We start from the raw sequence: 12,886 nt of genomic DNA on the forward strand, positions 1-12,886 counted from the left end.
TTATTGAATATTTTTATTCTCAGCAATATTTTTATCAACTTCCTTTTTTTTACCGGTGCTTAATTTAGGTTTACCATCATTTGGCATCACAAAAATTCCATCATCACTCAAAACAAATGTGTGCACATCGCTATCATGGTTGGTGCCACGAGACTTAACTATAAAAAGTTCACGCGTGCGTTTTCTACTTTCCACTTCTTCTACATTTCTAAAAACAATCCAAGTGTCAATCAGAGATGAAACACCGATTTCGCCACTTGTATTACTTTTAAAGTTTGCAGAAACAAGACTTGTAAAAAACGTAGTGATGCCCTTGGATTTGAATAGGTCAATCATACGGGTAAGCATCGATGAAACTTCACGCTGATCGCCTTCGCCAATAAGACTTGTGAGTGGGTCTACCACCACAGATTTTGGTTTGAAACTATCAACGAGCTTATAAATACTCAGAAGATGCATCTCCAAACCAAGAAAGGAAGGTCTGATAGCCACAATCTTTAAGAGTCCTTTTTTTATCCACGGCGTAAAATCAATACCGATAGATTTCATATTTTGAGTAAGTTGCCCTGCTGATTCTTCATAAGAATAGAGAAGACAGCGTTCCCCACGTTTACAACTTTCCAGTGCAAATGCCGCCCCAAAACTTGTTTTTCCGCAGCCAGCAGTGCCCGAAGCCAGTATGGTACTGCCTTTGGTATAGCCTTTACCCGTGAACAATTGATCTAACGTTGGAATTCCTGACGAAACTCGCTTCTCTGTGCCCGGTTGTTCAAGTCCTGCTGACGTGATGGGAATTACTGAAAGTCCTTCATCATCTATAACAAATGGATATTCGCTTGTGCCATGCTTTGACCCCCGATATTTTATAATACGAACTCTACGGGTGGCAATTTGGTCTCTGACCCTGTTATCCAGTAGAATTATGCAATCAGAAACGTATTCCTCCAGGCCATGACGTGTATATGAATCGCTTTCTCCCGGCTCGCCTGTAACGACTGCCGTGACCTGTTTTTCTTTGAGCCAGCGGAAAAGTCTTTTTATCTCTATACGAAGAATGCCAAGATCTGTAACGCCTGCAAAGATAGATTCAATAGAATCTAAAACCACACGTTTGGCACCGATAGAATCAATGGCATCTTCCAAACGAACAAAGATTCCTTCTAAATTAAAGTCGGTCTCCTGAATGTCCTCGCGCTCTAAAATAACATGTTCGCACAAAATCTTTCCCTCCGATACAAGCCCTTGCAAATTCATATTGAGAGAATTCACGTCTGTATAAAGTTCATCTAATGTCTCTTCAAACGACATGAGAACCCCCGGCTCGTTATAAGAGGTTGCACCTTTGATTAGAAAATCAATCCCAAAAAGGGTTTTTCCGGAGCCGGCATTTCCAGAAACTAAAGTTGTTCTGTTTTTCGGAAGTCCGCCTTCGGTAATTTCGTCGAAACCTTTGATGCCGGTAGGGGATTTGAATAATTTACTACGCTTGGTAGTAATTTTTCCCTTCGTAGTTTTTGTCATGAGGATAGTGCTTTGTTATTTATGATTATCCGCAATGCTGCTACTAGTCTTATTTTCTTTGCTTATCAGGCTGGAAGACCTGCCACGGCGAGGCAGGCCGATGGCGGAAGACAAAAGTGGCGCCTTTGTTAGTCCCGATGGCTATCGGGATCACCAAAAATTCTCTGTTGATTTTGTCTTTTACTGGCAGAAAAGTGGATATACAGATTGTTATTTCACTTAGATAGAGTTTTCGATGATTTTTTTTTCTATCTAAATCTACAAAATATATTTATACTGTCTATTTTACTGGTTGGTCAATTATATATAGATTGATCGATATTTCCTCGGCTGATTGTCGTTGGCTCGTTGCCTGGGCGTTATCCCTAGTCGGGAGCAATTCGATAATTGAGAGTCAGTATAGGATTTAAGATAGTGAGGTAATTAATTCCGATAATTGTGGGAAGGGCAATGATATCAGGGTAGGACAAGGCGTGAAAAAAAGAGCTCGTCTCAAAAATAGATAGTTTAAAAGGCTTGTCGATTTCTCGTCTAGCCTTTCTTGTTTTACTCAAAACATGTATTTTGAGGTGTGCAAAAACAGCACTTAAATGTAGGCTTTAAGGACTAAAATCCCAATCAACTGATGTTTCTTCTACCTTTATTTGAAGAACTGATTACCTTATGTTTGATTGCAAAATGAGCCGAAAATCCAAGACACGAATCACGGGAGAGCTCCTTAAACTTGCCCTCCATATCAAACCCTAGAGGGCATTCAGGATTTGGTTAAAATACTGAATCCAAAGACCCGAGTATGAGTACTATATTATGCGAAAATATGCTGTCGAAGACCTGTGTTTTAATGCCTGCGCCATAGAATGATCAGATGGATTCTGAACAATTACAAGGACTTCAAAAGAAGTAAGGTCAAAGCAGTTGAGTGGCCTATACAAGTCACGGGTTCTTATCCTAATCTGTTCTGTCAGTATGGATTGGGGTATAGTTGATCTAATCTATAAGGAAGAACCGACTGCATAATAAGAGCTCCAGCAACTGGTCTTTGTTCAGATATTTGGTCAGGATCAGAAAGTAATACATCAAGCTCCTCATCGTTTTTGATGAGAAGTTCTCCATAGGTTAAAGCTTTGGAATCAACCAATTGAAGGTACTTTTTGACCCTGTTAGGGGAAATACCCAAAGTTTTGGAGATGGTTTGCAGTGCCATGCCGTTGTCACGGTGGCGAATTATCTGTTTAAGATTACTCATAGTTATCGTTTTTCCTGCCATACTTTGCGGTGTTAGTTCTCCCGCAAAGCAAACGATAACTGAAAAAATCCATGTGGTCAATCACGTCATTCTGGCAATATTGACCACTCTTACAGAGATGGTCAATATGGTCGGATTGACAGTGGTCAAGATCACCGGAATTAGGTCCCTCGATAGTCAGATATCCCCATAAAAGGGGTGGTCAACATCACCGGAACAGGTGGTCAAGATGGATCGGAATATACACTTCGGTGAACTGGAAAATTTGCATTGGTGCAAGTCCTTTTTCTACCAATAATTTTTAAAGAAATTCAGGATGTTCAAATGCCTCCTTATTTGTAATTTCTATTTCATTGTTCTCTGTCAAGATTGCTTTGTAGTTCCTATTCAATATATGTAGAAGGGCTTGTGTGTAGTCGGCAGTGTTTAAAATTATTTTTTTTGAGAGTTGGTTACTTTATTCATTCGTAGTCAGTTTTTTAACCAATTTGCCTTTATGAATAATCCCAATGCGGTTAGCTACTTTAGAAATTTCTCCAAGTATATGACTTGACAGAAAAACGGTTGAGCCGTTTTGTGAAAGTTCCTTTAACATATCTCTTACTTCTACTATTCCTTCGGGGTCTAAGCTGTTTAATTGGTTCGTCAAGAATTAGCAATTTTGGTTGGTGCATTAATGCTTTTGCCAATCCCGGTCGTTGCTGGTTGCCAAGAGAATGCACTTTTGCTTTTTTGTTTTGATTTTCCGAACGTTTTAGTTTTTTAATAGTACTGTCTTCAAATTGGGTTTCTTGAGTTGCCTCAATTTGTAATAAACGCTAAAGTTTTCTCTCACTGATAGATTAGGATAGGAAAACGGAATTTCAACTAAATAACCTGTCATTCCAAAGATTAAACTGTGGATTGAGTTCCTTTTCAAAAAGAGTTATTTTGCCTTTGTCTGGTTTTATCATTCCCAACAAAATCCTTATTAAGGTCGTTTTTCCCGCACCATTAATTCCTAAGAAACCATAAATTTCTCCTTGTTTAACATGGATTGAAATGTTGTCTGTCAGGAGTTGTCCCAAAGTATTTTGATAACGCCTCGGGTTTGATTATGTGCATTGATATGTTGTGACGGTTGTTTTACAATTCTGACTAACGAAAAAGCATTGGCGATACATGGTGAATATGGACCAAAAAGAGGATCGTTCCAACGGGTGAAATGCGAAGCATTAATGAACACAGTTGGGAATAGGTGATTTGTGAATAAAGGTCTTTAAGAGCGGGATTTCCCGATTCTCGGGACTGGCAGTCCTGAAGTAAAGAAAGTGGGAAGCTTGTTTGCCTTAATTCATGCAGTGAAGGAAACCAGAGGGCAACTGCCTTTTGCCCTTTGCCAACTATTTTCCACCATCGGCACTTTTCTGAAATCTGTTTTTCAGTATCTTGACATCCAATAAACCTGAAAAACCTATGAAAAAATCGGTACTCCTGATTGCTGTGCTGGGGATAATGTGGAGCTGTACCAAAAAGGAAGAAGATCCTTTTGCAACTGTCAAACCTGATGAAAGCCGTTTTACCAAAGTTACGCTGGTGGAAAAGCTCAATGAACCCATGGAACTCGAGGTTCTGGATAACGGAGACGTACTTTTTATTGAGCGGGGAGGAAAGCTCAGAAAGTTGGAAGCGGCGACTGGAGAGGTTCTTGAAATTGGATCTCTTGACGTGTATGATCAGGCAGAAGACGGATTATTGGGCTTGGCCAAAGATCCCAAATTCAACGAAAACCAATGGCTTTACCTCTACTATTCACCGGTTGGAGATAATCACATCAACCGACTTTCTAGGTTCACACTCGTGGATCAATTGCTGGACAAAGGATCAGAAAAGATCATGTTGGAGGTTCCTGTTTTTCACGGCTGTTGCCATTCCGGAGGTTCGATTGAGTTTGATTCCAAAGGCAATCTTTTCCTGAGTTTGGGTGATGACACCACTCCATTTGAGTCTGATAATTACAATCCGATCGATGAGCGCGCAGGTCGTCCGGCTAATGTCGATGCACAAAAGACCGCGGGCAACTCCAATGATCTGAGAGGCTCGATCATCCGGATCACTCCTCAGCCTGATGGGACGTATACGATTCCTGAAGGGAATCTTTTTCCCGTGGGAACTCCAAATACAAGACCTGAAATCTATGTGAAGGGAAACAGAAACCCATTTCGAATCGGGATCGATCAGAGAAATGGAAACCTGTTTTGGGGAGAAGTAGGTCCGGATGCTTCTGTTGACAGTTTGAAGCGTGGACCGAAAGGGCATGATGAGTTTAATCTGGCAACCAAGTCGGGCTATTTTGGCTGGCCATATTTTGTTGGAAACAACAAACCTTACTGGAAATATGATTTCGAAAAGCAGGAAAGTCTGTATGAGTTTGATCCGGCAGCGCCAAAAAATACTTCTCCGAATAATACGGGAATTGAGAGTTTGCCTTCTGCAACTCCGGCTTTGATTTGGTATCCATACGATGAATCTGTGGAGTTTCCGATGCTTGGAACAGGTGGCCGAAATGCCATGGCTGGTCCTGTATATTATCGGGAGGATTATGGGAAATCCGAGGTTCGGTTTCCGGGATATTACGATGGCAAGGCCTTCTTCTTTGACTGGATGCGTAACTGGATTTTCACGGTTTCCCTAACTGAAGATTACCAATATGACACGATGGAACGCTTCATGCCTTCGACTGTTTTTGAAAAGCCGGTTGACATGCAGTTTGCAAACGATGGCTCACTTTATATTCTGGAATACGGCACGTTTTGGAGTTCTCAGAATGATGACTCTGGTATTTATCGGATCGAATTTGCTCCTGGCAACAGAAATCCAACCGTCAAAATCTCCGCAGATAAATTGGCCGGTGCCTCTCCGCTGCAAGTTAAGTTTTCATCCGCCGGGACGGTGGATGCAGATGCGGATGATCAGCTTGCATTCAGTTGGGATTTTGGGGATGGATCTTCGAAATCGACGGAAGCTAATCCGACTCATCGCTTCGAAAAAGCCGGAAATTACGACGTAATAGTAACCGCAACCGACAAAGCTGGCGCCTCGGCTATTGCTTCCATTGAAGTAAAAGCTGGAAATGATCCTCCGATTGTCACGATTGACTGGTCGGGAAACAAAAGTTTCTACTTCGGGCAAGAGTCGATCAACTATGCGGTGAAAGTCTCAGACAAAGAAGATGGACGGATTGCAGATGAAAAAATCAATTTTTCGATTGATTATCTCGAAGGCGGATTTGACCTGATCCAAGTGGGTCACTTGAAAGAAGAAGCGCTAAGCCCGGGAGAAAATTACATCACACAGGCAGGTTGCAAAGCTTGTCATGCCATCAAGAATGAATCTGTCGGGCCAAATTATACTGCCGTTTCGGAGAAGTACAAAGGACAGGCTGATGCCAAAGGGTATCTGGTCAATAAGATCATCAACGGTGGCGGTGGCGTGTGGGGAGGAGAGCGAGTGATGCCCGGACATCCGCAGTTGGAAGCTTTTCAGGTGGAGATTATGGTTGATTTTATTTTGGGAATTACCGATCCGCTGGCTAATAAAGGAACGCTTCCGCTTTCTGGCGCCTATTCGCCTGACAAAACTGAGAATCCGGAAGGCTATTATCTAATTGCTGCGGATTATTTGGATAAGGGTGGAAACGGCGTGGCTCCTATCAAAACTTCAACCCAATTCACGCTAAGGAATTCGCTTGTCCGCGCCTCTTCAGCAAATGAACTGAAAGACGTAGCCAAATCAAATGGGGCTCAATTTCAGTTTGTGGGCTTTACGGAAAAGGACGCATGGATTGTTTTCAAGGATCTTGATTTAACTCAAATACAGGAACTCGAGCTGGTTTTGAATCCCGGAAATGCGAAAGGGAAATTGGAAATCAGGGTAGGAGGTACCGATGGAACTTTGATCGGATCTACTCCTTCGCTTAGCAAAGATGATCGTCCGAAAAACTCGGAAGAAGTCTGGTTTCCGGTGAAAGTTCCGATTCAGGCGACTTCAGGAATTCAGGATGTGTATGTAGTCTTCCGACCTGACTCAGAAGTTTCGATATGGAACAGATTCAACCTGAATACGATAAAATTCAATCGGTAGTAAACTGAGAAAATACAAAAGCCCGGATCTGATCAGATTCGGGCTTTTTTCTGAAAGTCTTTTTTTGACCGCAAAGATCACAAAGGTTTCGCGAAGGGTTTTTCTTTCATTTCAGTTTGTGAAGTCCTACTTCATGCATGTCTTTTTTGATGCCTCGGTCTGTGTCCTTACAGATCGAAAGGTTATGAATTATTTTCAAAATGGCAGTTTCGTCGGAAAGTCTTTTTTAATCGCAAAGGGCACAAAGAAAAGCGCGAAGGGAAGAGTTGGCTCTTTGATCATTGAATTTGAAAATTGATCATTGACCATTCTTTGTATCCACAAAATACGATATGACTGATTTTTTTTTTTTCCTTATCAAGTGGAAGCATTCTGAATACTGCAATAAAAAAAGGTTCAAGTCAGGAGACTTGAACCAGATGGGTCTTTTTTTAACCGCAAAGATCACAAAGAAAGCGCCAACTCAATCATTAACTATAAATGCGTGTATCACACCAGGTATCCAGCCGATAATAGTCAGTATTAGACTAATTATAAATGTTGAGCCTAAACCGTGTTTCGTAAAAACTGCCAACGGCGGCAAAAGTATGTTGAGTATAATAGTAAGTGGTGACATATCATTTTATGTTTTAAGATTAGTCAAATTTTTCTTCTCTTCTTTCTTCTGATACTGTAACCAAAGGTGAACCAGTTACCCCGCCAAAAAATGCGGCTAAAGCACCCAAAAGGAATATTATGAATGCACTGATACTTACAGTTGCAATAGCTTCGGCAGCTTTATCGCTATATTCAATAACTTTTTGCTTTGCTTTTGCATAATATTTTTCTGCCTTGTCCACCGCTATTTCAATATTTTTGTCCCACTTATTGATTAGTCCATTGATTTGGGCTTCATCAAGTTCCGTGTTCTCTGCCAAATAGTCTTTCAACTCTTCCTTGTCCAAAAAATCTACTCCGCCATCGACGGTAATTTTTAAATCACCGTTATCATTTAAATCAAAGGAGAGGTCGTTGATAAATTCATCAATGTTTTTGTCGAGGTTTAAATCATTAAAGGCTTGCTTTGTATCTTTTTCAATTTCATTAATTGTCTGTCGCGTATTTTTCGAAGCTTCTTCTGAAAGGATATTGTAATTTTCTGCTTTGTTGATCAATTGAAATGCTTCTTGTTTAATTTTTTCATAAGAAAGTGTAGTATTATCCTCCCCCTTTTTTTGTGCCTTGTCTAATATTACTTTAACATTATCATTTTGCGAACCACCAAATAAGCCGGAAACTGCGCTAGACATTCCATTGACCATTGTGCCAACGGCAGATGTTATTAGGAAAAAAGATAACAACGCAAATAATGCCCAAGATAAAAATCCGTGTAGGCCTCCATCCGTTTTAGAGGGATATCCAGACATTCGGCCAGCTACCATACCTCCTACAAAAAGGGCGGCAATATTTGAAAGTCCAAGCCAAATGAGTGTGCCCATTCCAAGTCCGTTAAGTGGGTTGTTTTCACTCATTGGGTCTATTGTAGAGAAACCAATTCCCAGACCAAGTAAATTGAGCATCGAAACAACTGCTAATGCAGTCAAAGTTCCAGCAAGTAGAGCGCCCTAAGAAATTCTTGAAACTTTGGTAGCCATATTTCCGAAATTTGTGTAAGGGGTTTTCATATTGTTTGAATTAATGATTATTGCTTTTTCTTGTTTCATCTGATCTTCAGATATTTGGAAAACATATCTAAAAATTTATAATGTAAAGATGAAAATGATAAAAGTAAAACCGTTACCGTTTCAATATGTTAGGAATATTTTACATATTTCACAGATTGTGAATTGATTTCACTCTGAATGGGGAAGTTTTGGGAGGAATAAATAATTAGCACATCCACAGTTTTTTCTTTTTTAAAAGGCTTGATTATATAAGAAACAAGCTAATTTTCGTTTTGCAATTATGTTATCCAAAGCTATGTCCTGAATGATTTTATTTTGGCTGTAGTAATTAGAAACGCTGGAACAAATTCAAGTTATTTGACTGTTGTGACTGACAATTTTTTATGAGAGTGGATGGTTTTTCCTAATACACAATAAAAAATTTATAGTCGGAATAGTAGCTATTAACAGGAAAGTCAACCTTTGGTTGTCGTGAAGAAGTTATACCCAAAACTTTATCCCAAAGGTCAAATAAGTAAGGTTAGTATGTATCAGGATAGTTATTTTTTAGTCATTGTCCTACAATTTTAATGGCTCAAATGTGGTGAAAAATGTTGTTCAAAGAGATCGAAAGTTTAAGGTTAGCGATGTCTCAATACCATTTTGACTAATGTATTCAAGTGTATGAGCCGAAGTATGTCTCGACAAGAACCATTTAAAAGTTCAAAAACTCCGTTGGGAAATCCGATAGGTTTATACAGAGATAAGCATAGATCTAGTGATGGCTTAATATGGTATATGTGCCTTGAATAGTGAGTCTAGCGGGTGAAATGTACAGCTTTCAAGAATACTGTTGAATGCAAAAACTTTATAAATAAAGTCACTTAACTGCGGGGGTAATCCCGAATTTCCGAACAGAATCTCCCCTAAGAAATAGGATTTCTGCGCCATTGGACAAAAAAAATGGAGCATAAAAATGGTCTCCGTTTTTCGGAGGACCTTCATTCAACCTGTCAGACTTTGTAATCTAATTCAATTATTTTCTGTAAGTGTATCATTTATCAATGTAATCCTATTTAATCACCGTAAACTATTCCTTCGGTATTGTAAAATAGAATGTGCTTCCATTTCCGAATTCTGATTCTACCCATATTTTTCCACCATGCAGTTCAATGATTTTTTTACTTAGCGAAAGTCCTATACCTGTGCCTGCATACGCTGTTCGGAGGTGGAGACGTTGAAAAATAATAAATATTCTGTCGTAATATTCTTTTTCTATTCCAATGCCATTGTCTTCTATTGTGAAAAGAAATTCTTTGCCTATGTCAGTCGCTGAGATAATGACTACAGGAGAATGGCCTAATTTTTTGAATTTGATTGCATTGAGTATAAGGTTTTGAAAAACTGATTTTAAGTCGTGGCAAATTATAACCGGTAATTTTTCTACATGAATCACTGCACCGCTTTCTTTAATGATTGCTGTCAGGTCAATTAAAATTTCATGCACCAATTTATCACAATCCGTTGCTGACTTAGACATATCTTTTCCGATTCGGGAATATTCAAGCAAGTCGAAAATGAGGTTTGACATACGATTTGCCCCGCCACTTACTAAACTCATATATTCATTTACTTCCTTGTCGGGGTAGGTCTCTAATTTTTCGGCTAATAACTTTGAGAAGTTTGAAATGCTTCTAAGAGGTTCTTGCAAGTCGTGTGAGGCTGCATAGGCAAATTGTTCTATCTCTTTATTTTTTCTTAGTAATTCAACATTGAATTGATTGAGTTTTTTTTCTGCCTTATCCTGTTCGGTAATATCTTGCGCGGTACCAGCCATTTTGATTACTTGCCCATTTTTGTTAAGCGTTATATTGCCTATTCCTCTTACCACCTTTCTGCTGCCGTCTGGCAAAACAAGGGTAAACGTAGCAGGTGGACTTTCAAATTCCAAAGCACCTTTTTCGTCAAATGCTTTCAACGCATTGGCGATGTTTTCCTCCATCCTTGCCTTGGTGAGTTCAATATCTTCTGGCAGCATTCGTTTCAATGCTTTTTCAAAATTTACTTCAAATCGTTTCTCTCCATATCCGTACACGTTGAACATCTCGTTTGACCACTCCACTTTATTTGTAGCCAGATCCATGTTCCAGTTGCCTATTTTCGCTAATCTTTGTGCATCATTCAGTTTTTCTTCACTTAGTTTCAATTCGTGTAAATGATATTCCAGTTCCTCAGCCATTGTATTTAAGCCTACAGCAATCGCATCTAATTGATCGCCTACATTACTTACTTCTAGCTTTTCTGAAAAATCCATTCGGGTTGTTTTGATCAGGGCATCCATTATAGCAACAATTCGTTTTTCATTCTCCTGAATGAAATTTGTTTTTGATTCTAATTCCCTGTTCTTTATTTCTAATTCGACATTGTAAAGATTTAGTTTTTTTTCGGCAGTCTTGAGCTCTGTGACATCCTGCGCTGTTCCGATCATCCTGATGATCTTGCCTTCATTATTTAGATAAACCTCTCCTCTTCCATGAAGGGTGCGCTCATCTCCATTTGGCAAAATAAGGCGGTGAAAGAAATCGAAAGGCCGATGGTCTTGATATGCTTGTTGCACTATTCCGTCTACATACTCCCTGTCATCAGGATGAAGATGTTTCAAATAATTCTCATAAGTAGCTTCAAAATATTCCCGGCTCATGCCGAATATCCTATAAAGTTCGTCAGACCATACAATAGTATTATCAACAATGTTCCAATCCCAATTTCCTATTTTAGCTAGTCGTTGTGCATCATTTAGTTTTTCTTCGCTTTGCTTCAATTTGTACAAATGAAGTTCTAGTTCCTCACTCATCTTATTTAATCCCACGGCAATGGCGTCGAGTTCATCACCTCTATCGCTGACGATAATCTTTTCTGAAAAATCCAATTGAGTGGTTTTTATCAGGGTATTCATTATACCAACAATGCGTTTCTCAGTTTCCTGAATGAAAGTTGCTTTGGATTCCAAATCCTGATCGGCTTGTATTCGTTTTTGAATGCTGTTGGAAAGTTCTGCAATCATCTCATTAAATGAGTTTGCCAGAGCACCAATCTCGTCATTAGAAAATACCTGCGCTTTTACACTAAAATCTTTTTGGGCTATACTTTTTGAAGCATTGGCAATTTCTTTCAACCCTTTGGTAATTCCTCTAACCACAAAATAAGTAAGTATCAGTCCGCTAAACTCCACTGTCAGTGCAATAGCAAGTAACAATTTTAAAATAGTATTTTCGAGCCAGCGTGCACCTTCTCCCAGCGTGTAAGAAAAATCGTTTTCGAGTAGTGTGAGTTTTTGATTGATTGGGTCTATTTCCTTAATGATCTCATCCAATCTATCTTGTGATGGGGTAGGCAGGCCTGCCTGTCCGGTAGGCAGGTTGATTTCAGCATGTAATTTTTCTGCAATTGGTATTAGGTGGGCAATAACAGAGTCTGCTTCTGACCAGATTTGTAATGACTCTTTAATATAAGAGATGTTATCAAATCTTAGAAATAATGTAATCATCCCATCAATATCCTCAGGATGGTTGCCACCTTTTAGTAACCCCTCTCTGGCAACTTTCAGGTCGGGAGTTTCCTTCAACAATTCCACCAATGTTTTGTGATGGCCCAAGGGCACTTTCATAAAATCGTAAAAAGCTTGTTCCTCCTCTGCTTTTTGGGTTTGGGAATATTGTTGCAAATTATAAATGGCGTCTTTTTGTGATTTTGACCATAATCCTTCGGCGCCTACAAAAGCCCTTATCGACGAAAGTGTATTAACGGCAAAGTAAAGCGTACCAAGTTCAACAGCAATGAGAACCGCCATAATGCCCACTACAGAATAAAGTTTCTTTGCGATAGAAACATTTTTAAACCATTTGAAAAAAGAAAATTCCGGCATAACTAATTTGATTTTATAGATATTGCTTCAACCATTCTTTCGCTTCAGATTCATCGTCAAACATTTTTACTGGATACGGTTGTTTTTTTATGCTGAAAAATAAATTTGCAGCCATTTTCCCTACAGCAGATCTGGAAATTATGGCAACTGCTTTTGCAATTTCAGGCATTACCTCGGCAGCATAGTCACGCAATTCTTTGTTGGCAGGAGGTGAATCCGTACTGTCTGAAAGCAGGCAAATTCTCTTCCCGCCTGTCAATTTTCTGAATTCCTCCATAGTCACTTTTGCTTCTTCTAAAGTTTGTTGAGGAACTTTTTTAGCAACGGAGCAGAGAATTCCAAATTCATCAAACCACATAGTTGAGTTCGGGAAATCAATGACTTCGGCATCGTCGGGTGGAATCATATTTCTATTTAAAATTTGTAAGT

7 protein-coding genes and 1 pseudogene are annotated in these 12,886 nt (G+C 39.4%); 1 reads left to right on the plus strand and 7 read right to left on the minus strand.

Going from position 1 to position 12,886, the window contains the following annotated elements:
* From kaiC to BVH04_RS26745, 3 genes and pseudogenes are all read right to left on the minus strand, one after another.
* Positions 1 to 1,521 (minus strand): circadian clock protein KaiC, encoded by a 1,521-nt coding sequence (gene kaiC, locus BVH04_RS22335; protein WP_086543683.1) that lies wholly within the window; start codon positions 1,519 to 1,521, stop codon positions 1 to 3.
* 961 nt (positions 1,522 to 2,482) lie between these two features.
* Positions 2,483 to 2,767 (minus strand): hypothetical protein, encoded by a 285-nt coding sequence (locus tag BVH04_RS22345; protein WP_140160646.1) that lies wholly within the window; start codon positions 2,765 to 2,767, stop codon positions 2,483 to 2,485.
* Between the two features lie 524 nt (positions 2,768 to 3,291).
* Positions 3,292 to 3,834, minus strand: a pseudogene (locus BVH04_RS26745) (ATP-binding cassette domain-containing protein).
* Positions 3,835 to 4,222: 388 nt separating this feature from the next.
* Here BVH04_RS26745 and BVH04_RS22360 point away from each other — a divergent pair.
* Positions 4,223 to 6,889, plus strand: a complete 2,667-nt coding sequence (locus BVH04_RS22360; protein WP_086543688.1) for a PQQ-dependent sugar dehydrogenase — start codon at positions 4,223 to 4,225, stop codon at positions 6,887 to 6,889.
* A 463-nt stretch (positions 6,890 to 7,352) separates the two neighbouring features.
* Here BVH04_RS22360 and BVH04_RS22365 read toward each other — a convergent pair whose 3' ends face one another.
* From BVH04_RS22365 to BVH04_RS22380, 4 genes are all read right to left on the minus strand, one after another.
* Positions 7,353 to 7,505 carry a YqaE/Pmp3 family membrane protein gene (locus BVH04_RS22365; protein ID WP_086543689.1) on the minus strand — a complete coding sequence of 51 codons (153 nt, stop codon included), beginning with the start codon at positions 7,503 to 7,505 and terminating at the stop codon, positions 7,353 to 7,355.
* Between the two features lie 19 nt (positions 7,506 to 7,524).
* On the minus strand, positions 7,525 to 8,472 hold the full coding sequence (locus tag BVH04_RS22370) for a hypothetical protein (RefSeq protein ID WP_205635908.1): 948 nt from the start codon (positions 8,470 to 8,472) through the stop codon (positions 7,525 to 7,527).
* 1,150 nt (positions 8,473 to 9,622) lie between these two features.
* On the minus strand, positions 9,623 to 12,457 hold the full coding sequence (locus BVH04_RS22375; RefSeq protein WP_086543690.1) for a PAS domain-containing protein: 2,835 nt from the start codon (positions 12,455 to 12,457) through the stop codon (positions 9,623 to 9,625).
* A 13-nt stretch (positions 12,458 to 12,470) separates the two neighbouring features.
* On the minus strand, positions 12,471 to 12,886 hold a 416-nt coding region (locus BVH04_RS22380; RefSeq protein ID WP_240511025.1), incomplete at its 5' end, for a DUF7793 family protein.

This window comes from Algoriphagus antarcticus, from assembly GCF_002150685.1.
In the GTDB taxonomy this organism is placed as follows: Bacteria; Bacteroidota; Bacteroidia; order Cytophagales; family Cyclobacteriaceae; genus Algoriphagus; species Algoriphagus antarcticus.